This is a genomic window from Halomonas sp. SpR8, assembly GCF_031010195.1.
In the GTDB taxonomy this organism is placed as follows: Bacteria; Pseudomonadota; Gammaproteobacteria; order Pseudomonadales; family Halomonadaceae; genus Vreelandella.
In genome coordinates this window covers 129,100-153,705 of the sequence record NZ_JAUAMC010000004.1, presented here as the reverse complement: position 1 = coordinate 153,705, position 24,606 = coordinate 129,100, and the positions used below count along the sequence as shown (strand labels likewise).

23 protein-coding genes are annotated in these 24,606 nt (G+C 56.3%); 16 read left to right on the top strand and 7 right to left on the bottom strand.

Annotated elements, in window-relative coordinates:
* Positions 1–467: 467 nt before the first annotated feature.
* The 5 genes from QT230_RS10115 to QT230_RS10095 all read left to right on the top strand — a co-directional run bounded on the left by QT230_RS10115 (position 468) and on the right by QT230_RS10095 (position 6,582).
* On the top strand, positions 468–1,334 hold the full coding sequence (locus QT230_RS10115) for a nitrilase-related carbon-nitrogen hydrolase (protein WP_308321564.1): 867 nt from the start codon (positions 468–470) through the stop codon (positions 1,332–1,334).
* Between the two features lie 33 nt (positions 1,335–1,367).
* Positions 1,368–2,807, top strand: coding sequence for a dihydropyrimidinase (gene hydA, locus QT230_RS10110; RefSeq protein ID WP_308321563.1), 1,440 nt, complete (start codon positions 1,368–1,370; stop codon positions 2,805–2,807).
* Between the two features lie 48 nt (positions 2,808–2,855).
* Entirely contained in the window at positions 2,856–4,235 is a 1,380-nt protein-coding gene (locus QT230_RS10105) for an NAD(P)-dependent oxidoreductase (protein WP_308321562.1), read from the top strand.
* Entirely contained in the window at positions 4,232–5,563 is a 1,332-nt protein-coding gene (gene preA, locus QT230_RS10100; RefSeq protein WP_374694454.1) for an NAD-dependent dihydropyrimidine dehydrogenase subunit PreA, read from the top strand. The genes QT230_RS10105 and preA overlap by 4 nt, the downstream gene beginning before the upstream one ends.
* A 176-nt stretch (positions 5,564–5,739) precedes the next feature.
* The gene (locus QT230_RS10095; protein ID WP_308321561.1) at positions 5,740–6,582 is read left to right on the top strand and encodes an ABC transporter substrate-binding protein; all 843 of its coding nucleotides are present in this window, start codon (positions 5,740–5,742) and stop codon (positions 6,580–6,582) included.
* A gap of 10 nt (positions 6,583–6,592) precedes the next feature.
* Here QT230_RS10095 and QT230_RS10090 read toward each other — a convergent pair whose 3' ends face one another.
* Together QT230_RS10090 and QT230_RS10085 are read right to left on the bottom strand one after the other, a co-directional pair.
* A complete protein-coding gene (locus tag QT230_RS10090) occupies positions 6,593–9,637 on the bottom strand; it encodes an efflux RND transporter permease subunit (RefSeq protein WP_308321560.1) in 3,045 nt (1,014 codons plus the stop codon).
* A gap of 1 nt (position 9,638) precedes the next feature.
* Positions 9,639–10,733 carry an efflux RND transporter periplasmic adaptor subunit gene (locus tag QT230_RS10085; RefSeq protein WP_308321559.1) on the bottom strand — a complete coding sequence of 365 codons (1,095 nt, stop codon included), beginning with the start codon at positions 10,731–10,733 and terminating at the stop codon, positions 9,639–9,641.
* A 166-nt stretch (positions 10,734–10,899) separates the two neighbouring features.
* On the opposite strand from QT230_RS10085, the gene QT230_RS10080 reads away from it, so the two are divergent.
* The 4 genes from QT230_RS10080 (at position 10,900) to QT230_RS10065 (ending at position 14,674) form a co-directional block, all read left to right on the top strand.
* Entirely contained in the window at positions 10,900–11,523 is a 624-nt protein-coding gene (locus QT230_RS10080; RefSeq protein WP_308321558.1) for a TetR family transcriptional regulator, read from the top strand.
* Positions 11,524–11,583: 60 nt separating this feature from the next.
* Positions 11,584–12,849: a cytosine permease gene (codB, locus tag QT230_RS10075; RefSeq protein ID WP_308321557.1), complete on the top strand. Its 1,266-nt coding sequence runs from the start codon at positions 11,584–11,586 to the stop codon at positions 12,847–12,849.
* 17 nt (positions 12,850–12,866) lie between these two features.
* Positions 12,867–14,120, top strand: a complete 1,254-nt coding sequence (codA, locus tag QT230_RS10070) for a cytosine deaminase (RefSeq protein ID WP_308321556.1) — start codon at positions 12,867–12,869, stop codon at positions 14,118–14,120.
* 77 nt (positions 14,121–14,197) lie between these two features.
* Positions 14,198–14,674 (top strand): YbaK/EbsC family protein, encoded by a 477-nt coding sequence (locus tag QT230_RS10065; RefSeq protein ID WP_308321554.1) that lies wholly within the window; start codon positions 14,198–14,200, stop codon positions 14,672–14,674.
* 22 nt (positions 14,675–14,696) lie between these two features.
* On the opposite strand, the gene QT230_RS10060 is transcribed toward QT230_RS10065, so the two are convergent.
* Positions 14,697–15,146 carry a GNAT family N-acetyltransferase gene (locus QT230_RS10060; RefSeq protein WP_308321553.1) on the bottom strand — a complete coding sequence of 150 codons (450 nt, stop codon included), beginning with the start codon at positions 15,144–15,146 and terminating at the stop codon, positions 14,697–14,699.
* A gap of 213 nt (positions 15,147–15,359) precedes the next feature.
* Here QT230_RS10060 and pcsA point away from each other — a divergent pair, with 213 nt between their 5' ends.
* Positions 15,360–16,043, top strand: coding sequence for a phosphatidylcholine synthase (gene pcsA / locus QT230_RS10055; protein WP_374694459.1), 684 nt, complete (start codon positions 15,360–15,362; stop codon positions 16,041–16,043).
* Position 16,044: 1 nt separating this feature from the next.
* A complete protein-coding gene (locus tag QT230_RS10050) occupies positions 16,045–16,668 on the top strand; it encodes a DNA-3-methyladenine glycosylase I (protein WP_308321550.1) in 624 nt (207 codons plus the stop codon).
* Positions 16,669–16,729: 61 nt separating this feature from the next.
* Here the strand turns inward: QT230_RS10050 and QT230_RS10045 are convergent, their stop codons facing one another.
* Entirely contained in the window at positions 16,730–17,281 is a 552-nt protein-coding gene (locus tag QT230_RS10045; RefSeq protein WP_308321549.1) for a fasciclin domain-containing protein, read from the bottom strand.
* 188 nt (positions 17,282–17,469) lie between these two features.
* On the opposite strand from QT230_RS10045, the gene QT230_RS10040 reads away from it, so the two are divergent.
* Entirely contained in the window at positions 17,470–18,033 is a 564-nt protein-coding gene (locus QT230_RS10040; protein WP_308321548.1) for a sigma-70 family RNA polymerase sigma factor, read from the top strand.
* Positions 18,012–18,722: an anti-sigma factor domain-containing protein gene (locus QT230_RS10035; protein WP_308321547.1), complete on the top strand. Its 711-nt coding sequence runs from the start codon at positions 18,012–18,014 to the stop codon at positions 18,720–18,722. Before QT230_RS10040 ends, QT230_RS10035 begins: the two co-directional genes overlap by 22 nt.
* Before the next feature lie 32 nt (positions 18,723–18,754).
* Here the strand turns inward: QT230_RS10035 and QT230_RS10030 are convergent, their stop codons facing one another.
* Entirely contained in the window at positions 18,755–19,663 is a 909-nt protein-coding gene (locus tag QT230_RS10030; protein ID WP_308321546.1) for a zinc-dependent alcohol dehydrogenase family protein, read from the bottom strand.
* Positions 19,664–19,775: 112 nt separating this feature from the next.
* Positions 19,776–20,306 carry an Lrp/AsnC family transcriptional regulator gene (locus QT230_RS10025; RefSeq protein WP_308321545.1) on the bottom strand — a complete coding sequence of 177 codons (531 nt, stop codon included), beginning with the start codon at positions 20,304–20,306 and terminating at the stop codon, positions 19,776–19,778.
* A 112-nt stretch (positions 20,307–20,418) separates the two neighbouring features.
* Between QT230_RS10025 and QT230_RS10020 the strand changes: the two genes are divergently transcribed.
* Complete coding sequence (locus QT230_RS10020) at positions 20,419–21,912, top strand: pyridoxal-phosphate dependent enzyme (RefSeq protein ID WP_308321544.1); 1,494 nt, start codon at positions 20,419–20,421, stop codon at positions 21,910–21,912.
* Between the two features lie 12 nt (positions 21,913–21,924).
* Here the strand turns inward: QT230_RS10020 and QT230_RS10015 are convergent, their stop codons facing one another.
* Entirely contained in the window at positions 21,925–23,367 is a 1,443-nt protein-coding gene (locus tag QT230_RS10015) for a PLP-dependent aminotransferase family protein (RefSeq protein ID WP_308321542.1), read from the bottom strand.
* Between the two features lie 165 nt (positions 23,368–23,532).
* Here QT230_RS10015 and QT230_RS10010 point away from each other — a divergent pair, with 165 nt between their 5' ends.
* Together QT230_RS10010 and QT230_RS10005 are read left to right on the top strand one after the other, a co-directional pair.
* Positions 23,533–23,745, top strand: a complete 213-nt coding sequence (locus QT230_RS10010) for a DUF1127 domain-containing protein (protein WP_308321540.1) — start codon at positions 23,533–23,535, stop codon at positions 23,743–23,745.
* Positions 23,732–24,604 carry a PhzF family phenazine biosynthesis protein gene (locus tag QT230_RS10005; protein WP_308321539.1) on the top strand — a complete coding sequence of 291 codons (873 nt, stop codon included), beginning with the start codon at positions 23,732–23,734 and terminating at the stop codon, positions 24,602–24,604. Before QT230_RS10010 ends, QT230_RS10005 begins: the two co-directional genes overlap by 14 nt.
* Positions 24,605–24,606 lie beyond the last annotated feature (2 nt).

Sequence of the window (24,606 nt, the reverse complement as noted above, 5' to 3'; positions counted from 1 at the left end):
AATAAGCGTGCCTACTTATAAAAGCAGTGCAATTAACTCATTGATTAAAAAGCTGCCTTTATGGACAACAATATTATTGTTAGTTGGTTACCTATTAATCCTAACCTCCTATAACTAAAACGCGTTTAACAAACCTAGGCTAAAAAAAATATTTGCACCAACTTTAAACATCCCATTGCTCAAATTACACGCATAAAAAATAATAACCAGCTGAAATTTAAGCATTTTAAAATAATTCCAAAACAGTGCACCCACTCACCAAAAAGGGATATAAGACTTTTCTTAGACATAAAAACAAACAAACTCAAAGAGTTAAGCGCAATTTCAATAATTATCGACAATAACTTGCTAAAACCACCATCGCAGCGATACTTTCAACAAAAGCTGTCTTATTCGTCAGCTTTATTAGTCAATACTTAACACCTTATGAGTACACGCTTTAAACCAACAATCAGAGGGAGCGTCTGATGCAGAAGATGAAAATCGGCCTGATTCAAATGGGTCTGAAAACCAGCACCGACCTGGAACCTGCGGCGATTCGTGACGCCATGAACGAAGCCCACCTTCCGATGATCGAGAAAGCGGCGGCACAGGGCGTTCAGGTGCTCTGCTTTCAGGAAGTGTTTAATCAACCCTACTTTTGCCCCAGCCAGGACGGCAAATGGTACGCCGCCGCCGAGCAGGTGCCAGAAGGCCCCACCTGCCAGATGATGCAGAAACTCGCCGCCAAACACCGCATGGTGATCATCGTACCCGTCTACGAAGAAACCGAGACCGGCGTTTACTACAACACTGCCGCGGTGTTCGATGCTGACGGTAGCTACCTGGGTAAGTACCATAAAACCCATATCCCTCAAGTAGCCGGTTTTTGGGAGAAATTTTTCTTCAAGCCGGGCCAATCCAACTGGCCGGTGTTCGATACCGCCTTTGGGAAGATCGGCGTGTATATCTGCTATGACCGCCACTTCCCCGAAGGTTGGCGGGCGCTGGCACTCAACGGCGCCGAGGTGATCTTTAACCCCTCCGCCACCGTGGCCGGCCTTTCCCAATACCTGTGGGAGCTAGAACAGCCCGCTTCTGCCGCCGCCAACGGTTGCTTTATCGCCGCCATCAACCGCGTCGGCACCGAGGCCCCCTGGAATATCGGCGACTTTTACGGTTCCAGTTACATCGTTAACCCCCGCGGCAAGATCGAGGCCCAGGCCAGCGAGACCGAAGACGAATTGCTGGTCCACGAGATCGATTTGGACATGGTGCGCGAGGTACGCAACAACTGGCAGTTCTTCCGTGACCGCCGCCCGGAAACCTACACCCGCCTGACTGAAGGCGAGTAACCCGGCCACCGGACATAAGCAAAGGAGCGAGCAATGAGCCTATTGATCAAGGGCGGCACTGTCGTCACTAATACCGATACCTACCGCGCTGACGTACTCTGCGTCGACGGTAAGATTCACGCTATCGGCACCGATTTAGACCTCCCCGATGGCTGTGAAGTCGTCGATGCCAGCGACCAACTGGTGATGCCCGGCGGTATCGACCCCCATACCCACATGCAGCTGCCGTTTATGGGCACCGTGGCCAGCGAAGACTTCTACACCGGCACCGCCGCGGCCCTGGCAGGCGGCACCACTTCGATTATCGACTTTGTCATTCCCCAGCCGGGGCAATCGCTGCTGGAGGCTTTCGAGACCTGGCAGGGCTGGGCCGAAAAAGCCGCCACCGACTTCGCCTTCCACGTGGCCATCACCTGGTGGGACGACAGCGTACGCGAGGAAATGGGCACGCTGGTGCACGAGCACGGGGTCAACAGCTTCAAGCACTTCATGGCCTACAAAGGCGCCATCATGGCCACCGATGACATCCTGGTGGAGAGCTTTTCGCGCTGCCTGGAGCTCGGCGCGGTGCCCACGGTTCACGCTGAAAACGGCGAGCTGGTCTATCACATGCAACAAAAGCTGCTGGCCCAGGGCATCACCGGGCCTGAAGCCCACCCGCTTTCGCGCCCACCCCAGGTAGAAGGCGAGGCAGCCAGCCGCGCCATTCGTATCGCAAGCACTCTGGGCGCACCGATTTATCTGGTGCACGTTTCCACCAAGGATGCGGTGGACGAAATTGCCTACGCCCGCGACCAGGGTCACCAGGTTTACGGCGAGTGCCTGGCCGGGCATCTCATGATCGACGACAGCGTTTACCAGGATACCGACTGGGGCCGCGCCGCGGCGCATGTAATGAGCCCGCCCTTCCGCCCCAAAGGCCACCAGGAAGCGCTTTGGCATGGCCTACAGGCCGGCAACCTTCAAACCACCGCCACCGACCACTGCTGTTTCTGCGCCGACCAAAAGGCCGCGGGCAAGGACGATTTCACCAAGATTCCCAACGGCACCGCCGGAGTGGAAGACCGACTGGCGGTGCTATGGGATGAAGGCGTCAACACCGGCAAGCTGTCCCCCCAAGAGTTTGTCGCGCTGACGTCGACCAACACCGCCAAAATCTTCAACCTCTACCCGCGCAAGGGCGCGATTCAGGTCGGTGCGGACGCCGATATTGTGGTGTGGGATCCCAACGGCACGCGTACGATTTCCGCCAAGACTCACCACCAGAACGTCGATTTCAATATCTTTGAGGGCAAAACGGTGCGCGGTATCGCCCGCCACACCATTAGCCAAGGCAAGTGGGTATGGCGCGACGGCGACCTACGCGCCGAGCGCGGTGCAGGCCGCTACTTGGAACGCCCCGCCTACCCCGGGGTGTTCGAGCTACTGGCCAAGCGTGCCGAACTTAACGCCCCCGTCGCCGTTAAGCGATAACCGGCGCTTAATAACGGTTGTTTCTATAAAAACAGTGGAGTCTCTACCGTGACTAGCCAACTGAACCATCTACCCAGCGCAAAAGAGGTCGGCACTTACGACCCGCAGACGCTGGCAAACAATTTTAGCGATCTTCATCCGCCGCTAACCACGCGTCAGGCGATCATCGAAAGCCAGCGCTGCCTTTACTGCTTTGATGCGCCCTGCGTCGAGGCTTGCCCGTCGGATATTGATATCCCGAGTTTTATTCGCCAGATCAGCGAAAGCAACATCAACGGTGCAGCAGAAACCATCCTGGAAGCCAATATCCTCGGCGGCAGCTGCGCCCGGGTGTGCCCCACCGAAATCCTCTGCGAGCGTAGTTGCGTGCGTAACCACGACGCCGAGTGTCAGCCGGTGCTGATTGGCCTGCTACAGCGTCACGCCACCGATAATATGCAGTTCGAAAGACATCCGTTTAAGCGCGCCGCCAGCACCGGCCGTCATATCGCCGTGGTGGGTGCCGGGCCCGCCGGGCTCTCCTGCGCCCATCGCCTAGCGTTACTGGGCCACCAGGTAACGATTTTTGAAGCCGAGCAGAAGCCCGGCGGGCTCAATGAGTACGGCATTGCCCGCTACAAGATGACCGATGATTTCGCCCGCAAGGAAGTGGAGTTTCTGCTCGACATCGGCGGCATCGACATTCAGTACGGGCAGCGCCTTGGCGATAACCTTGAGCTTGCCACGCTACACAAGCAGTACGATAGCGTGTTCCTCGGTTTGGGCCTGGGTGCCAGCCGCGCTTTGGGGCTAACGGGCGAAGATGCGCCGGGTCTTATGCCCGCCGTGGATTACATCAAAACCCTGCGCCAGACCGACGACCTGAGCAGCCTGACCGTGGCCAAGCGCTGCATCGTCATCGGTGCGGGCAATACTGCCATTGATATGGCCACACAAATGGCGCGCCTAGGGGCGAGCGAGGTAACGTTGGTCTACCGCCGTGGCGTGGAGGCAATGTCAGCCACCGACCACGAGCAGGAGATCGCTAAGGCCAACGGTGTGCGCATGATCACCTGGGCGCAGCCCGACGAAATTCTGCTGGATGAACAAGGGCGAGTGGCGGGCATGCGCTTTGCTAAAACCCGCGATCAAGAGGGGCAATTAACACCAACGGGTGAAACCTTCGAGATCGCTGCCGATGCCATTTTCACCGCTATCGGCCAGGGCTTTGAGAGTGCAAGCCTAAGCGATGCTACCGCTGCCGAGCTCGCTCGCGACGGCGAACGCATTCACGTCGATGAGATGTTCCAAACATCACTGTCCAATGTGTACGCTGGCGGCGACTGCGTCAAACCCGGTCAAGACCTCACCGTACAGGCCGTGCAACACGGCAAACTGGCGGCCCACGCCATTCATCAAGCGCTTGCCGCCAAGCAGGAGGCCGCATGAACCCCCCTCTCTCTTTCCCAGGCAAGAAAAATAGCGGCGACAGCATGGTCAACGGCATTGATCTGTCGGTGAATTTCGCCGGTATCAAAGCCCCCAACCCGTTCTGGCTGGCCTCTGCTCCACCCACCGATAAAGCCTATAACGTAGTGCGCGCCTATGAGGCGGGCTGGGGCGGCGTGGTGTGGAAAACCCTCGGCGAAGAGCCGCCGGCGGTGAACGTCTCTTCGCGCTATTCCGCCCACTACGGCAAGAACCGCGAGGTGATTGGCTTTAATAATATTGAGCTGATTACCGACCGTTCTCTGGAGATCAACCTGAAAGAGATCACCCAGGTGAAGAAGGATTGGCCCGACCGCGCGCTAATCGTCTCCATTATGGTGCCCTGCAATGAGGAGGCCTGGGCGTATATTCTGCCGCTGGTAGAAGCCACCGGCGCGGATGGCATCGAGCTCAATCTGGGTTGCCCCCACGGCATGCCTGAGCGCGGCATGGGTGCGGCGGTAGGCCAAAACCCTGACCTTATCGAAAAAGTCACCTACTGGTGCAAGAAGCACTACTCCAAGCCGGTGATTGTAAAACTCACCCCCAATATCACCGATATTCGTGTGGGTGCCCAGGCAGCGCTGCGCGGCGGCGCCGATGCGGTGTCGCTGATCAACACCATCAACTCGATCACCAGCATCGACCTGGACAATATGGTTGCCAAACCCACCGTAGGCCACCAGAGCACCCACGGCGGCTACTGCGGCAGCGCCGTTAAGCCCATTGCCATGAACATGGTAGCGGAAATCGCCCGCGACCCAGCCACACCAACGCTGCCGATTTCCGGCATTGGCGGCATCTCCACCTGGCGGGATGCAGCGGAATTTATCGCCCTGGGCGCGGGCAGCGTGCAGGTGTGCACCGCGGCGATGCTCAACGGCTTCCGCATTGTGGAGGAGATGAAAGACGGGCTTTCCCGGTGGATGGCGGAAAAAGGCTACGACTCGATAGAGGCGTTTTCGCGCAAGGCGATACCGCAAACCACCGACTGGAAGCACCTGGACATCAACTTCAAGACCATCGCCAAGATCGACCAGGACCTCTGCATCGAGTGCGGCCGCTGCTACATCGCCTGCGAGGATACCTCCCACCAGTCGATCGCTAAGCTCACCGAGCAGGACGGCGCGCGCCGCTACGAAGTGATCGAAGAGGAATGCGTGGGCTGCAATCTCTGCCAGATCACCTGCCCGGTGGAGAACTGCATCACCATGGTGCCCCAGGAAACCGGCCAACCCTTCCTGGCCTGGGATAACGACCCGCGTAATCCTTTCCGCGTGGCCTCTTAAGCCACATCACAATAAGCTCTTAACCTCTGCGCGTTTCACTCACCGCCTCCACGTTGTGGGGGCGGTCGCGTTTTATGCAACGCACTGTTCCCGCTTAAAAGGACGACAAAACAGAGCGCGACTGCGATTATGAGAAATTATCGCATATAAAATATTTTCTCATAGAAGGAAGACCAATGAAGCTCGCTATCACCGCCGCATTACTCTTGGCCACCGCCAACGCAAGCGCCGACCAGCGTATCGCCACCTTCGATTTAGGCAGTTTAGATACCCTTGATGCGCTGGGTTTGAGCGAGCAAGTGGTTGGCGTACCCAAGCAAAGCCTACCCGCTTATCTTGAGCAATACGCGGAAGATAGCTACACCGATATCGGCGGCTTACGCTCGCCGGATATGGAGGCCATCAACGCAAGCGAGCCTAGCTTAATTCTCTACACCGGTCGTCAGGGTGAGTGGGAAGCAGAACTTGGCGAAATCGCCTCCCTGCTGAATACCAGCCTGCAAGGCGATGACTACTTAGCGGCTTTTGACACTAACGTACGCGAATTGGCTGGCCGTTTAGAGGCGGAAAGCGAGGCTGAAGAAGCGCTTGAAACGTTGCACGCCGAAATTGATGCCCAGCGCAAAGCGCTAAGCGATGCTCCCCGCACGTTGGTGGTGACTCATAACGGTGGCAATTTGATGCTCAATCAGCATCCGGTGGTTCACGACGTGCTGGGCGTAGCAGTACTTGAGATGCCCGATAGCGTCACTTCCGAGACACGCGGCACACGAACCTTTACCCCGCTCTCACCTGAGGCGATTGGCGAGATCAATCCAAACGTGGTTCTAGTGGTTGACCGCAGCGCCGCGATTGGCGATGAGCCCGCCGACGCAGATACCTTAACGCAAACACTGTCAGACGCCGGAGCCGAAAACGCGCAAGTCGTTATGCTCACACCTGCGCTGTGGTATCTCTCCGGCGGCGGCCTTCAGAGCCTTAAGCTGCAGATCGACGAAGTCGCCGCGGCGCTGAACTAAACGCTCTTGACTAGTCGGCGTGGATTTTGATGCGATAAAGCACGCAATAGACCACCGGCAGCACCACGAGGGTTAACAACGTGGCGACGCCAAGGCCGCCAATCAGCGCCACCGCCATGCTGGCAAAGAAGGCGTCGCTAATCAGCGGAATCATCCCCAGCATGGTGGTCAGCGCGGCCATGGCGACAGGCCTAACACGGCTGACGGCGGCGCGTACCACTGCGTGGTAGCGGTCTTGGTGCAGCGGCAACTGCACGTTGATCTCTTCCACCAACACGATGGCATTCTTGATCACCATGCCAATCAAACTCAGTGTGCCCAGCAGCGCCATGAACGAGAACGGCAACCCGGTAATCAACAGCGCGCCCACCACGCCGATAATGGTTAGCGGTACCAGCGACCAAATCGCCAGCGGCTGGCGGAAGTTGTTGAACAGCACCACGGTGAGAATAAACATCATCACGATACCCAGCGGCAGCGAGGCAAATAGCCCACTCTGCGCTTCGCCTGCGGTCTCAAACTCCCCGCCCCACTCCAATCGATAACCTGACGGCAGTTCCAACGCCTCTACCTGAGGGCGAATATCGGCCAAGACGCTGGCCGCGGTGACGCCGCTTAACGGGTCTGGCTCGCCGTACACCGCCAGCATGCGCTCGCGGTTGCGGCGCATTATCAGCGGGTCTGCCACCTGAGTGGTAATATCACTGATGACCTGATCAGCGGTGATATAGCGTCCCTGCTCCCCGCTCCACACATTAAGCGAACCAAGATTATCGACGTCATGGCGCTGCTCGGGAATCGCCCGCGCCACCATGGGAATCAGGTCGCTGCCATCGCGGTAAACGCCCACCTGGCTACCGCTGGTACTCAGGGCGAGCGTATCCGCCAGGTCCTCACGGGTAACGCCGAGCCTGCGCGCCGTATCTTCCAAAAACACCGGTTCAATAGCCTGCACGCGGTTACGCCAACTGGTACGTACGCTGGTCATATTCGGTGTGTCACGGAACATTGCTTCTACCTGATCGCCTAGCTGACGCAACACTGCCGGGTCACTGCCGTAGAAGCGCGCCTCCAGTTTGGCTTTCGGCGCGGGGCCGACTTCCAACGGGGCGATTTTATAATCGATATCGCTGTGATCGCGCTCCAAAATCCGCTCAACTTCGGCCATGCGCTCCTGCTGGGTGGCTTTATCGTCGGTTTCAACAATCAGTTGGGCATAGCTCGCGTAACGATCTTCCGGCGAGTAGGTCAGGGTAAAGCGCTGCGCGCCTCCGCCCACGGTGGTGGTTAAATGGCGAACGCCGTCCATGTCCATCACGCTGCCTTCCAACTCGCTAACCCGGCGCTGGGTTTCGAGGATATCCGTGCCTTCCGGTGTGCGGTAATCGACAAAGAAGATCGGCGTGTTAGAGGCGGGGAAGAAGGCGTTTTTGACCGAACCAAAACCCACCACCGCGCCTGCCAGAATCGCCACCACCAGCACCAGAGTGACCCAGCGAAAGCGGATCCCGGCGATAATAACCCGGCTGAAAACGCGGTACACAATGCCTTTGTAGGGATCCTCCTGCCCATCACCGGGCGCCACGTTGCGAAAAAACAGTTTGAAGTAGAACGGCGTGAGCGTCAGTGCGGTAACCCAGCTCAACAGCAGCGAGTAGAGCAGCACAAAAAACAGCGAGCCGATAAACTCGCCGGTGGTATCCGGTGATAGCCCAATGGGCGCAAAGGCGGCAATCGCGATCAGCGTGGCTGCCAGCAACGGCCAGGCGTTCTGGCGAATGACCTGATGCGCCGAGTCGCGGATGGTATTGCCGCGCTTCAAGCCCACCAGCATGCCTTCGGTGACCACAATGGCGTTATCCACCAGCATACCCAAGGCGATAATTAGCGCGCCAAGGGAGATTTTTTCCAGCTGCAGACCGTGGAAGCGCATCAGCATAAAGGTGCCGATGATGGTGATCAGCAGGATAAACCCCATCAACAGGCCGCTGCGCCAGCCCATAAACAGCATCAAGACCACGATGACGATGGCCACCGCCTGCATCAGGCTGACCAAAAAGCCCGACACCGCCTCATCGACCACCTGTGGCTGGTCGTACACCACGTTGAGTTCCATGCCCAGCGGCGTGCGGGCCTCAAGCTCATCCAGGCGTTGCTGAAGCCGCTCGCCCACCTCGACCACATTCACGCCGCTTTCAAACGAGACGCCCAGCGACATTGCGGGCCGCCCCATATCGCGGTAAAGATGCTGGGGCTGTTCGGCCAGTTCACGGCTCACATCGGCGATATCGCTCAGCCTGACCAGCTCGCCGTCGCCTTCGCTGACGATCAGCGCGCGCAGGTCATCGATATTTGCCGCGCTACCGGTTGGCGTAATACGAAAACGACGGCCATCCTGCTTGAGATGCCCCGAATCGGCCACCGCATTCTGGGTATCGAGCAGCTGTTGCAGGCGGGTTAACGGAATATTGAGCGCGCGTAGCCGCTCACGGTCGACCTCGATAAAAATGCGCTCTTCGTGCTCGCCCCCCAGCGATACCTTTTCGACCCCGTCTACCAGCGCCAGCTCACGCTTGAGAAAATCGGCATGATCGGCAAGGTCAGGCATGCTATAGCCTTCGCCGGTCAGGTTGACCATAAAGCCGAACACATCGCCAAAGTCGTCGTTCACGCGGGACTGGCTGGCTCCCGGCGGTAGCGCTGCCTGGGCGTCCTGAACTTTGCGGCGCAGCGAATCCCAAAGTTGCTCCAGCTCTTCGTTCTGTACCGTGCTTTCAAGCTCGACGGTAATCTGCGAGAGGCCATCGGAACTCACCGAGCTGACGCGTTTGATCGACGACATCCCCTGGATCGATTCTTCCAGCGTCGAGGTGACTTCCTGCTCGACTTCTTCAGGGGTCGCACCGGGGTATTGGGTGGTGATCAACGCATTGCGGATGGTGAACTCGGGGAACTCAAGCTGCCCCATGCCTAAAAACGCCAGCGCGCCGCCCGCGAGCAGCACCACGGTCATTAAATAGCTGGCGGCCCGGTGGCGTAAAAAGTAATCGACCATGTTATAGCCCCCGCTCTTTTTCCCACGGGGTCACCTGGGTATCCGCGTTCAAGCGATGTGCACCAGCGGCTACAATACGGTCACCCGCGGACAAGTCACCGCTGACTTCAAGCCCTTTAGAGGTTAGGCGACCGACATCAACAGGCACCGCTTCAACGCTATGTGGCTCTTTAAAGCGCCAAACCTGGGCCTGATCAGGGTTGTCGCCTGCATAACTCACGGCTTCGGCAGGCAAGTGCCACAATGGCGCCGACGGCTCAGACGCCAGATCGCTCAAATCCAGGCGCACGGTGGCACTCATGCCATCCAATAGCGTGATGTCATCCGGCTGGGGCAGCGTCAGCGTGACTTCATAGGCCAGGCTCTGGGCGCTGGCTTGAGTGGTATAGGAGGCTAGCTGGGCAAGATAGGGCTTATCGCTGTTACCAAAGCTCACTGCATACGCTAACGCATCGCCAAAGGGCGTGCCGTCGCTACGCGGCATGCGCTGGACAATCTGCTCGGGCAGGTGAAACACTACGTCCAACTGCCCCGGCTGCTGAATCACCGCAACGGTTTCCTGCACCTGAACAATCTGACGGTTATCCACCGGCACTTGGGCAATCACCCCATCATAGGGCGCGCGTAGCTGGGTATGCTCAACCTGTTCTTCAGCCTGTTCAAAGGTAGCGCGGGCAGCCCGCCATTCGCTCTCTGCTTCATCAAACTGAGACTGGCTAACCGCGCCACGCTCCAGGGTATAGCGCATGCGTTCCAGGTTTGCCTTGGCAAGCTCCAGGCGTGAGCGGGCACTATCCAGCTCACTCTGGGCGTTGCGACCATCAATACGCGCAATTATCTCGCCTTCGCTGACCTGCTGGCCGGGGCTAACGTTTAGCTCAAGCAGCTCACCCGCCATACGAAACGAAAGATTGCTGCGCGTGGTAGCTTCAACGCGTGCGGGAAACTGCCTTAACGCCGAGGCATTAGCTGCTTCCAATGTCACCAGTTTCACGGGTCTGGCCGTGTCTTTTGACTGCGCCTCAGGCTGATCGCAACCCATTAGTACGAGCAAGACCAGTGCAACCGGCAGCAAGCGAAGAAAAGTAACGGGCACGATAAGCTCCTTGATGACGATCAAACGCCGGATTTCCAATCAATACACAGTGGTATACAATTCACTGACATTCATGAATGTCAGTGAATTGCATGATAATCACTCACTGGCGACTTTGCCAGCGATCAATGCCAGAATAATGCTTCGTGTTGAATCAGGAACCGCTATGTCACGTCGTAAAGCCGACGCCGAACGCACTCGCGAAACCATCCTGGACGCGGCAGAAACCACTTTTCTCGCCCAGGGGGTTGCTCGCACCACCCTGGCGCACATTGCCCAGGCAGCGGGCGTTACCCGTGGGGCGATTTATTGGCACTTTGAGGATAAGGGCGCACTTTTTGATGCACTGCTCGAGCGGGTGCGCATTCCGTTGGATGAAATCGTCGACGACGCCGTACAACAGCTTGGTACTACACCGGTAGACTGTTTGCGCGACATCGCTCAGCGCTTGCTGGCGGGTATCTGCCACGATTTGCCGCTACAACGGGCCGCCACCATCGTGCTGCACCGCTGCGAAAAGCTTGAAGATGAGCACCCGCGAATCTGCATGATTACACGGCTTTCCGAGCATGCAGAAGCCAAGGTCGAGTACCTGTTCGGACAGGTCCAGCAGCAGGGCCAACTACGTTCCGACCTGACGCCCGTAAGCGCTCGCCGACAGTTTCACGGATTCTTGATTGGCACCTGCTTTGATTGGCTACAAGACACCCGCCAGTATTCCTTGGATGCCGACCGTGGCAGCATCGTCGAAACATTGATGCGCGGGTTTATAGTGGAGAATACGCCCTAAACCATGTGGCACACGGTTTGCTTCCTATACTGGATAAATGTCTTCCAACTGGAGCCAGCCATGAACCACTCTGACTACCCCCTCAGCGAAGTTCCGCTCAGCGCCCGCAAGGGGCTGCTTTCTACCTCAGCGGTACTCCTCGGCTTTACCTTCTTTACCGCCACCATGTGGGCGGGCGGCACCCTGGGTCAGGCCTTCTCCATTGGTCAACTGCTGTGGATCATTCTGATTGGTAACCTTTTACTGGGTGCCTACGCCGCCACGCTTGCCTATATCGCCTGTAAAAGCGGGCTTAATTCGGTGCTGATGGGGCGCTTCTGCTTTGGCGAGAAAGGCAGCAAGCTGTCTGATTTCATCCTCGGTTTTACCCAGATTGGCTGGTATGCCTGGGGCACCGCCACGGTTGCGTTGGTGCTGGTACGCACCACCGGGATGCCCGAATGGCTGGAAATCCCCTTAATGGTGCTTTTTGGGTTTGGTTTCTGCATCACCGCCATGATCGGCTACAAGGGCATGGATTGGCTTTCGCGCTTTGCCGTGCCCGCCATGATGTTGTTTATTTTGCTTAGCCTGTTTACCGGGCTGGTGGATGCGCGCGGTTTTGCCGGGTTAAGCCAGCAAACGCCCACGGAGAGCATGAGCGTGGCAGCGGCGATTACCGTCATCATCGGTACCTTTATCAGCGGCGGCACCCAGGCAACCAACTGGAGCCGCTTCGCCAAGACACCAAAGATCGCTGTCATCGCGACTATGGCGGCCTTCTTTGTGGGTAACGGTTTGATGGTGCTCACCGGTGCCCTGGGCACCATGATTTACCAGCAGGCCGATATTGTGGACGTATTGATCGCTCAAGGCTTTGTCACCATCGCGGTGCTGATGCTGTTCCTGAATATCTGGACAACCCAGGACAACACCATCTACAACTTCGCCGTGGCAGGGTGTAATTTACTGCGCACCGAAAAACGCCGATTGGTCACGGTAGGCGGTGCAGCGATTGGCACCGTGCTAGCGGTCGGTGGTATGTATAACCTGCTGATTCCCTTCCTTGTGTTGCTGGGCACCTTTATACCCCCCATGGGCGGCGTGATCATGGCCGACTTTTGGCTCAAACATAAAGGCCGCTACCCCGCGCTAGCATCTGCACAACTGCCCGATTTCAACCGCCGAGGCTTAGCTGCCTATGCGCTAGGCGCCGGGGCCGCCTATTTTTCACCGTTATTGCCCCCGCTGGTGGGCGTGGCGGTGGCCGCGGGAAGCTACGCCGTGCTGCTGCGCCTAAAGCACGCTACGCTGGGTGATAGCCTCCCATCAACTGCCAAACAATAAGTGAGCCCCTGTTTTATATGAGCATGCAAATTATCAACGCCCGCCTCCGCCAACGCCCCGAGCTTTACCGTATTGAAATCGAGAACGGCGTCTTCACAGCCATTACCGCCCAGGACGCGCCGCTAACCGCGACCGAAGGTCAAGTAGATGCGAGCGCCAAGCTCTTATGCGCGCCGTTTATCGAGCCGCATATTCACCTGGATGCTGCGCTGACGGCGGGCGAACCAAGCTGGAACCAGAGTGGCACCCTGTTTGAAGGCATTGAGCGCTGGGGAGAGCGTAAGCCGATGCTCACCGAAGCCGATATTCGCGAGCGGGCACTTAAAACCCTGAACCTGCTGATCGGCAATGGCGTGCAGTTTGTGCGCACCCATGCTGATACCAGCGACCCGAGCCTGATCGGCATAAAAACCCTGTGCGCCTTGCGCGATGAGCTAAAGGATAAAATCGACATTCAAGTGGTCGCCTTCCCGCAGGATGGCCTGCTCTCTTACCCCGGAGGCGACAAGCTGCTGGAAGAGGCGCTGGAAATTGGTGCCGATGTGGTCGGCGGCATTCCCCACTTCGAGTACACCCGTGAGCTGGGCGTGGCCTCCATGAAGCGGGTGATTGAGCTGGCGATCAAGTACGACCGTCTAGTCGACGTGCACTGCGACGAGATTGACGACCCCAACTCGCGCTTCCTCGAAGTGCTGGCCCATGAAGCGCTGACTCACGACCTGGGCAGCCTCGTCACCGCCAGCCACACCACGGCGATGCACTCCTATGACAACGCCTACTGCTCTAAGCTGTTTCTGCTACTTAAGCGCTCGGGCATCAACTTTGTCTCCTGCCCCACCGAAAGCATTCATCTGCAGGGACGCTTCGATACCTATCCCAAACGGCGCGGCGTAACCCGAGTAAAAGAACTCAACGCAGCGGGTATTAACGTCTGTTTTGCCGAGGACTCCATCTTTGACCCCTGGTACTCGCTGGGTAACGGCAAGCTGCTACGCACACTGGATTTTGGCCTGCATATCTGCCAGATGATGGGCTATCAGGATTTCAGTCAGGCGCTTTCGCTGATTACCGATAACAGCGCCCGCACGCTCAATATTCAAGCGCGTTACGGCATTGAGGTGGGTAAACCCGCCAGCTTCACACTCTTGGACGGCGAGGATGACTACAGCGTGCTGCGCAACCAAGGCGAGGTGCTGCTTTCAGTACGCCACGGCGAGATCATCATGCAGCGCGAGCCTGCCAAGATCACTACCCCGGCGTGGCTTGGTTAAACCATCGAAGGCGCGTTAGATTAACCATTAAAGCGATTAATTCTGCTGACTAATGTTAACAACGAAAGGAATCCACAATGGGCATCGAGACCGTCCGCCAGTTTTTTGCCGAACATGCACCGGATGTAAAAATTGAGGAGCTTGAAACCAGCACCGCAACGGTGCAACTGGCCGCCGAGGCTCATGGTGTCGCCCCTGGGCAAATCGCCAAAACCCTGGCGTTCAAGGTTGGCGAAAAGCCGCTGCTCATCGTGGCGAGCGGCGATGCACGCATCGATAACCGTAAAATCCGCGATACCTTTGGCGGCAAAGCAAAAATGCTCGATGCCGAGACGGTCATGGAGCTCACCAGCCACCCGGTCGGCGGCGTCTGCCCGTTCGGCCTTGCCACTGACTTGCCGGTGTACTGCGATGAATCGCTCCATGCCTTTGATGAAGTTTTGCCCGCCGCCGGCTCATCCAACAGCGCCGTGCGCCTAAGCCCCAAGCGCCTCGCCGAGCTGGTCAATGCAGAGTGGGTGGATGTGTGCAAGTTGCCGGAGAGTGTTAGTTAAACACCCTCCTCAATGGCAGCGCTTACTTAATATCTAGCAAATAACCATAAAACGCCGTATTGCGCTGCCAGCCCAGTGATTCATAAAGATATTGGGCACGCTCGTTCTCTACCTGGGTCATGAGTATCAAACGCGCTACACCATGATCGTGGGCTAGCCGTGTGGCGGCTTCCATTAGCGCTCGTCCTGTGCCTTTTTCACGGCAGTCGGGTAGCACAAAGAGATCATTAAGCGTCCAGCGGGCATTCAAGCCTACCGTGGAGACCCCTGGGTAGAGCTGCACAAAGCCGGTAAGTGAACCTTCACTGTTTTCACTCACCAAGATAAAAGAGTCTCCGAGTCCCATGCGCTGGCGCAGAAAATCACGCGCCGCCTGAATATCACTTGGCTGTGCATAAAACTGGCGATAGCCATCAAGTAACTCGGTAAGCGAATCGATGTCACGGATAGTGGCTAAGCGAATGGCCGTCATAAAAAGGTACTCCTGGAGTGTGTCATGCACGAGCCCTGCGCTAAACGCATCATAAAAGGATAGCATGCCGGCATATTCTCGGGCAGCCTTCTTGTAGTAGTGTATCTTTCTTTAACAAGCTTATTTAAAAATCCAATTTAACGGGAACGACACGTTCCCAACGGGGTTAATGTGGCTCAATTACTCTCTTCGCACACAGAATCCCGCGCTTCGATATGTAAGGCATGGAGCGTGCATATATTTACCGCCAGCGGTGTGCTACTCGGCACGATGGCGCTGCTCGCATTGGTCGATAATAACCCGGTTGCCTGTCTCCTCTGGCTGGGCGCCGCGATGATGATCGACGGTATCGATGGCACCCTGGCCCGCAAGTATGAAGTGAAGGCCATACTGCCGCATTTCGATGGCTCAACGCTTGATATGGTGATTGATTACCTGACCTGGGCCTTTATTCCCGCTCTATTCATCTACTACTTCATTGAATTGCCGCCCTATTTAGGGCTGTTATCAGTGTTTATCATTCTGCTGTCATCGATGTTCTGTTTCTGCAACGTCGATATGAAAAGCCAGGATAATTACTTTGTTGGCTTTCCTGCCGCCTGGAACATCGCCGCCGCCTATTTTTATATTCTCGACTTCCCGCCGTTTATCACCTTTGCCTCTATCGTTCTGCTGGCCATCCTCACCGTGACCCGGATGAAGTTTCTGCACCCCTTTCGGGTGCGCTTGTTCATGCCACTCAATATTACTGTCACGCTGGTGTGGTGTGTATGCGCCACGTCACTGGTGCTCTCCAGTCCCGTGCATGCCGCCTGGGCACTATGGGGATGGGGCATCACATCGGCTTATTTCATCGGTATGTGCCTATGGCGTACTGCCCAGGAATGGTTTGACTAAGATGACCAACGATTTTATCGCCCCCGACGGGCATCCTCGCTGCCAGTGGTGTGGCGGCGCGCCGGAATTTCTGCCCTACCATGATAACGAGTGGGGCTTTCCGGTGGACGACGATCAGCGGCTGTTCGAGAAGCTCTGCTTGGAGAGCTTTCAATCGGGCTTGAGCTGGCGCACCATTCTCAATAAGCGCGAGAATTTTCGCGCTGCCTTTCAACACTTCGATTTCCACCAAGTCGCCCGCTTTGGCGAAGATGATGTGCAGCGTTTACTTCAAGACGCGGGGATTATTCGCCATCGTGGAAAAATCGAAGCGGCTATCAATAACGCTCAACGTGCAAAGGAAATGGTCATTCAGGAAGGCTCGCTGGCCGCGTTCTTCTGGCGCTATGAGCCGACCGAGTCAGCGGCGCCACAAACCCAGACCACCTCGCCTGAATCTATAGCCCTTGCCAAGGAGTTAAAAAAGCGCGGCTGGAAATTTTTCGGCCCCACTACCGCTTTTGCCTTTATGCAGGCCATGGGGCTGCTTAATGATCATGCGCAAGGATGTGTCGTTCGCGAGCAAGCCGCTCGGGCCCGAGAGGGATTTGTACGGCCCTCTGGTCGGCAAAAACCCACCGCCTAGCAAGCCAGGCGATGGGTAAACTCAAACGAATAACGGTCATTAGCCGTTATGAGTTAGACCTTTAAGGCATTAATACGTTATCGATCACATGGATCACGCCGTTCGACTGCGCCACATCCACCACTGTAATGTTGGCGCTATTACCCTGGGCATCCATAACCATCAGGTTATTACCGTTGCGCGCGACGGTAAGATATTCACCCTGGACGGTTTTGAAAGCTACGTCGCCATCATTTTCCATGATTTCTTCCCACAATGCGTCGCGGTTCATATTGCCAGGTACGACGTGGTAGGTAAGAACTGTTTGAAGTTGTTCCTGATTCTCTGGTTGCAGCAGCGTATCAACGGTGCCGTCAGGAAGTTTCGCGAAAGCATCATCCGTCGGCGCGAATACCGTAAAGGGGCCTTCGCCTTGTAACACTTCAACCAATTCAGCCGCCTTTACGGCAGCTACCAGAGTTTCATGGTCGCCTGAATTAACGGCGTTTTCGATAATATTGCGCTCAGGAAGCATGTTGGCACCGCCTACCATGGTAGGACCATGATCGGCAACGGCAACGCCGGCAAACAAGGCAGTGGCACAAAGGCCAGCAGTAAGTAGTTTGAGTTTCATTGGGGCATCTCCTGGTTGTCATTAAAAGAGCTCAGCAATGCAAGCTCACTAATACTTACGGACCCTAGGCGTCAGTGGATGCAAACATCTCAACAATTTTTTTATTCACCGCTGAGGCCCTCGCCTATTGCCTTCAACGGCTGACTGCCCAAGACTGACGATTCGGTTTACTGTGCAGAGATGCCTGAATGTTAGATGCCATGCAACGCCACCAATACCTTATTGAGCAACTCAACGGCTGCGCCCAGGGCGATCGCAATGCACTTGAGCGTCTCTATCGTGCCTCCAGTGCGCATCTATATGCTCAACTGCTGCGTATAGTAAGAGATGAAAGTGCTGCACAGGATTGCCTTCAACATGTTTTCATCAGAATCTGGCATGCTGCCGATCAATACGACGCCACGCGAGCCAAGCCGATGACCTGGCTTTCCACACTCGCTCGCAATATTGGCATCGACTGGCTGCGCCGCCAAAAGCCCCAGGACACCACTACCGATGAACCCTTGTTAGAAACTCTATTAGGTACCGACGACCCTGAAGATGACAGCATCAATCATCAGCAAAATGACAAACTGAACGACTGCCTCGACACTCTCAGTCGACATCAGCGACAGTTAATGGAAATGGCCTATTTTCAGGGCATGACGCACAGCGAGCTTGCTAACTCTCTGTCCCAACCGCTGGGCAGCGTCAAAAGCTGGATCCGCCGTGGACTTGAGAGGTTAAAAACATGTCTAACCAATGGGATTTAAGCGACCCTGACGATCGCCACCTAGCGGCTGGTGAGTACGTGCTGGGCGTATTGGATAACGATCAGAAAGCACGCTTTGAAGCGCTGTTGGCGGTCAGCCATGACCTACGTAATGACGTGGAAGATTGGCGAGAATACCTGCACTTATTTAACGAGCGAATCGACCCCAAGACACCGCCCAAGGAAGTCTGGCAGCGCATTACCCAGGCGACCGGGGCAGTACCTTTCCCCTGGTGGAAGCGTTTAGGTGCATGGCAGGCCATGGCGGCCAGTTTTGGGCTAATCGCGATAGCGCTGGGCCTTCTTTGGCAACAAGCTGAACTGACCAAGCCGCCACAGGGAGAAGCGGTCTTCGTCGTTCAGGACGAATCACGCACCCCAGGCTGGATCATTAGCGCGACTCAAGAGGGAGAGCTGATCGTGCAAGCGGTTCAGCCGACCCAGGTCGACAGTGAACAGACCGGTGAACTCTGGTTGATCGCCGATGGCACCCCTGTTTCGCTCGGCCTGCTGCCTGAGCAAGGCAGCCGACGTCTACAACCCAGCGATGAGCTGCGCGCACAGTTATTCAGTGCCGATTTAGCCGTCAGTGTTGAGCCCCAGGGAGGCGCTCCAGGAGGCCAGCCAACCGGCCCGATTATCGACCATGGCCGTTTGACACCTGTGGCGGGCAGCAAGATCATATTTTGATAATATAGTTTCTTTTATTCGTTCCAAATAAGTCACTTATCATGAGGCGCCAGATCAGCGAAATCTAAAATTACTTTCTGGCTACTCGGGCAAAGCGCCCTCTCGACAGCTTGGCGCCACTCTTGGCTGGGAAAGACTTGATAACTCGGTATATCTGTCTGGCCCAGAAGCTTCCAAATAGATAAGAATTTGTGCTGCCAGGTTTCTGCAGACATCCTGGCCAAACTATCGCGCAGGTGAAACCGTTTATAGTGAGCGCAAGGTTTGGAATCCAATTGAATTGCCTGCCCCGTCAATAGCCCATAAGCGATAAAACTCGTTCCCGGTGCCATCAGTTGCAATATCTTTGCCGCAACTAGCCCTCCTAAAGCGTCAAACACTATGTCCGACTCACGGGCCACATACGAGATCTGGGACATATTTTGGATAGGTACCGGTTTGATACCAAGCTTTTTCAGGCGGGTAACTCTGCTGTCGGAACGGTATATGCCAACGACTTCCTTGGCGCCGTACTGATATGCCCATGCCCCAAGGTATTCAGAACAGTTCGAACCGGCGCCAGTTAGAAGCACACGCCTCCCCGCTACGGGCCATGTTTCGAGCATGGTTAGGGCCGCCAAGGGGTTAATGTAGGCGCGTGCGGCAACGTCGTCAGAGATGGTATCGGGAACGGGTACTGCAAGAGCTGGGTCACACTCCACAATCGTCTGCCAGGTACCATCGCCTCGTAATGGAAGCACTCGTTTTCCGATTAGCTTGGAGTACTCTCCCGGTGCGGCAATAACACGCCCAACTCCTTCGTAGCCGGCGACGGCAGGAAGCTTTATACGATGTGAATAGGCTCCGGTGATAGGAATGAGGTCAGACGGATTAACCGGAGCGCACGACATTCTCACTCTGAGCTTGTCTGCACTCATGCCTGGAACATCCGATGTTTCCATTTGCGATGCTTCCATTTTCAATGTTTCTAGCGGCGCTCCGAACGAGCGATAAGTGAGAGCATGGCGCCACATAGGTACCTCGAAAATGAAATCGCTGACCGAACACTCTAAATCAGGCTGAGGAGCATGAATTAGGCCTCGAGTTTAAGTCACTCAGAGGCAGCGCGTATCCCGATTTGACTGTATCCATAGATACTAGGGTTGTGAAAGAGCGCACATTAGGGTGCTCCATCAGCGCCTCGCGGGTGAAATCTTCGTACTCCTGCAACGTACGGGTCACCACCACCAAAACGAAGTCCATACTCCCTGTCACGTAATAACACTGCTGCACATTGGGGTGTTCCCGCATCCGCTGCTTAAACTCGTCGACATGCTGGTTGCGTTCATATTCGAGATCTACACCGACGATGCAGGTAGTCGGCAAACCTAGTGCTTTGGCATCTAAACGCGCCTCCTCCTGGACAATAACGCCCCGCGCTCTTAACCGCTTGAGCCGCCGCTGAACCGCCGCCGCCGACAAGCCAACCGCTTGCCCGATACTTTCCCCCGTCACGCGCGTATCGTGCTGGTAAATAGCCAGAATCCGACGATCAAAATCATCCAATTGCTCCGCGGGCCGCTCGCCCGCAGTTTGGTCACTCATTATGCAGTCTCCCCGCAATGGCCCGCTAGGATATGCGGCCAGTAAAAAGGTCTTGCCCGTTAAGCTAACGCAACTCAAGCAAAGACTTAACCATACAGGCGGAGACAACACCATGAGCCAAATACGCACGATCCTGACCGAAGGCGACCCACGCTTAAGAGCCGCCTCCCAGCCAATAGAAGAAATCACGTCCGATATAGCAAAGGTGGTTTCCGAACTGCATGCCACGCTTGCCAATTTCAAAGCGCGAACCGGCTTTGGCCGTGCCATCTCTGCCCCTCAAATAGGCGAGCCATTACGCATCGTGGCGGTTCAATTGGGAGGCCGCCCGTTTACATTGATCAATCCCGTTATTGTCTGGCGAAGCGAAGAGACGCAACCGGTATGGGACGACTGCATGAGCGTGCCCAACCATATTGCCAATGTTAGGCGCCACGCCAGCATCAGCCTGACTTACCAGGACGAAAGAGGCAAAGCCTGCCACTGGCATCGCCTTTCAGCGTCACTGGCCGAACTGATCCAGCACGAGGTAGACCATCTTGATGGTGTGCTAATGGTGGATCGGATAGAGCGCCAGGAGGATTTGCAGCCTATCGCTCACCACGCCGAGCTAATTGCGCCCCAACGTTACGAGCACCGCATCAAGCTGGAGCATATTGCCGCTGCCTCCAGTCGCATCTCCCCCACCTTCCTGGCAACCCCACAGTATCGTTCACCATCACTCGATGCAGCGTTAGGCGTCGCCATGACAGTGAAGGTCGAAACGCTCAACCCGCTACGCAACTTCAAAGGGCGCGGTGCCGACCATTTTGTCTCCCACCATATGCAGCAAAAGAAACCTGCACCGCTGGTTTGCGCCAGCGCCGGGAACTGGGGGCTAGCGCTGGCTCATGCCTGCAAGCAGCGCGATCTGCCCCTCAGCGTCTTTGTCGCTGAAAATGCTAACCCACTCAAAATCGCCGGCATCCGCGCACTAGGTGCGGAGGTCATCAGCATGGGAGAGGACTTTGATCAAGCCAAACAGGCAGCGGCTCGCTTTGCTCAACAGCACGGTGGCTTGTTTGTAGAGGATGGCCGACAAGCCGAGATTACCGAGGGCGCAGGCACTATTGCGGTCGAAATGCTCGCCCACGGTGATACATTCGATACGCTACTGGTGCCCCTTGGCAATGGCGCACTGATAAACGGCGTAGGTCGCTGGTTCAAAGCCTCCTCCCCCGCCACCCGGGTGATCGGCATCTGCCCTCAAGGCGCGGATGCCACCTGGCAAAGCTGGAAGCGCGGTACGCTCGTCACTAATGATCGAGTGGATACCATGGCAGATGGTGTGGCGGTTCGCGCTCCCATTATCGAGGCACTGGAGGATATGCGCGAACTAGTCGATGATATTTGGCTGGTGGACGAAGCCCGTATCGAAGATGGCATGCGCCTTGGCCTGGAACATCTGGGGCTATTACTGGAACCCGCAGGGGCACTCGGTTTGACAGCCGCCTATGCCATGCGTGATCAGTGGCCTAAAAATGCCCACATCGCCACCATTCTGACCGGGGCCAATCCCGCACCAGAACTCACCGACTCGTTACTGACGGCCTTCACAGCCAACTGAAAGGAACACTACTTACCCTACACCCACCTCATGCGCCTGCGCCTCCTCCACCATCTCGGAAGCAAGCTCTCCCACAGTACGCACAGCGCTTTCGATAGCAGGCGTTAACGTAAACGCATAGTTCAGACGCAGGCACTGGCGAAACTTGCCCGAGGCGGAAAACAGCGAGCCTGGCGCCACGTGGATGGCCTGCTTTGCCAAGCGTTCGTTTAGGCGCACGCAGTCCACGGCGGCAGGCAGCTCCACCCAGAGTAAAAAACTGCCCTGCGGGTAACTGATGCCCGCTCCCTTGGGGAAATAACGCTGCACCCAACTGATCATGATATCGCGCTGGCGCTGATACTGGCGGGTGGCGTAACGCAGGTGGCGCTCGTAGTGGCCTTTGGCGACGAACTCCGCCACTGCCAGCTGTGGCAGTGTGGCCGAGGCACCGGTGGAGACATACTTCATGTGCATCGCCTGGTCGCGATAGCGGCCCGGCGCCAGCCAGCCCACCCGCAACCCCGGCCCCACCGTTTTGGAAAAACCGCTGCACAGCATGACCCGCCCGTCGTCATCAAAGGATTTCACGGTGCATGGCCTGGGCAGAGAGAAGGACAAATCGCCGTAGATATCGTCTTCGATAATCGCCACATCAAAGCGCTGGGCGAGCTGAAACAGCGCCCGCTTGCGTGCTTCAGGCATGGTGTAGCCCAGCGGGTTGTTGTAGGTCGGTGTGACCTGTATCGCGCGGATCGGCCACTGCTCCAACGCCAGCTCAAGGGCCTCCAGACTGATCCCTGTTTGCGGATCAGTGGGGATTTCCAGCGCCTTTAAGCCGTTGGCCTTGAGGATCTGCATGGTGCCGTAAAAGCTGGGTGAGTCCACGGCCACCACATCACCGGGCTGGGTGAGCGTGCGTAGCGAGATTGATAGCGCTTCTTGGCAGCCGGTGGTCACCATAATGTCGTCCGGGTGCAGCAAACAGCCAGAATTAATCGCCAGTCGGGCTACTTGCTGACGCAGCTCGGGGCTTCCGCTCAGTTTGTCGTAGTTGAATCCGTTCAGATCAGTGCTGCGATGTAGGCCAGCGAGGATTTTCGACAGTGGCCGCAACGTTTCATACTCGAGATTGGGCACCCCACGCCCTAGCAGAAGCCGGTCGTCATCGCGTTGAGTAGCGACGAGCTCCAGCACCTGATCCCACTGGGAAATATCCAGCGGGCGCTGGGCAGGTCGTGAGACCGAGGGCAACACCGAGGGCACCCGGCTTGGCAATACGAAGTAGCCAGACTTGGGGCGCGACTCGATCAACGCCACATCCATCAGTTGCCGGTAGGCCTCCTGAGCCGTCGAAATGCTGACGTCCAGCTCCTGGCAGACCGCACGAATAGAGGGCATGCGATCGCCCACACGGTAAATCCCATGCTCTATACGCTCCCGCAATATAGTGGCTACCTCTTCATAGCGCGTCACGGCCTTTACCCCTTTCAGCCTAAAACAATACAGATAGCTATTTATAGCCCATACAGAGGTATAAAACACCCGATCTGTATCTTAAAAATAAAAATTTCTATGTCTGTATTGAAAACACAGTGCTGAGTAATCTCATTAGGCACATAACGCTCAAGGAGAGCCGTCATGCTACGCTTCATCTTTACTCAGCTTCGCTATCAGTTGCGCTACCAACTGCATGCCTATCGTCACTATCGCCGTAGCCGTCGTCAGCTACTGGCGTTGGATGACCGGCTGCTAGAAGATGTTGGTATTACCCGGGAGCAGGCGCAAAAAGAGGGGCATAAAGCGTTTTGGAAACACGCATCTTTTAAAAGGGGCCACCATGAAAACCGCTGAGTATTACTTACTCGACGTTTTTACCGACCAGCCGTTTACCGGCAATCCATTGGCCGTCTTCTTAGAGGCTGGAGAGCTCGAGACAAGCACCATGCAAGCACTTGCCAATGAATTGAACCTGGCTGAAACGGTGTTTTTAAGTGCCGCCACTGCCCCGAATCACTACCCGATGCGGATTTTCACGCCGACATGCGAGCTGCCTTTTGCAGGCCACCCCACGGTAGGTACCGCGCATTTGCTCGCGGAGCTGAGCCTAGCTAACCGCGCGCAAGGCGTTGTGCTACAACCCCCTATCGGCGAACTAGCCGTTAGCTATAACCAAGAAAGGGCGACGTTTACCACCGCCCAGCCCGCTATATTGCAAGACAGCACGATTGATCGCATCACTGCCGTTGAGCTACTTGGACTAGACATTCACCAGGTAATGGGCGATCCAGTCATTGCCTCCCTCGGACTGCCCTATCATTTAATTGAACTCACTGACGTGGCAGCGTTAGAGAGCGTACACATCTCTACGACCACCTGGGCCAGTGCTGTTGTGCCTAGCAGTGCCGAGCAGGTTTACCTGTATGTGATTGAACAACACGGTGGGGCAGAGACGGTTGTTCGCAGCCGCATGTTTTGTATGCACGCCAGCATTTGCGAAGACCCCGCTACCGGCAGTGCAGCGGCAGCATTGACCGGCTACTTGGCATCACTCCAGCCAGACGCCTTGCAGTGCAAGATTCATCAGGGCGTTGAGATGGGGCGGCCCAGCGTTATTTACACCGCTGCCAATGGCAAGATCAAACCCGGTTTCGTAACGGTGGGCGGTAACGCGGTGGTGGTGGGTAAAGGCGTTTTTGAAGCACAACTATAAAT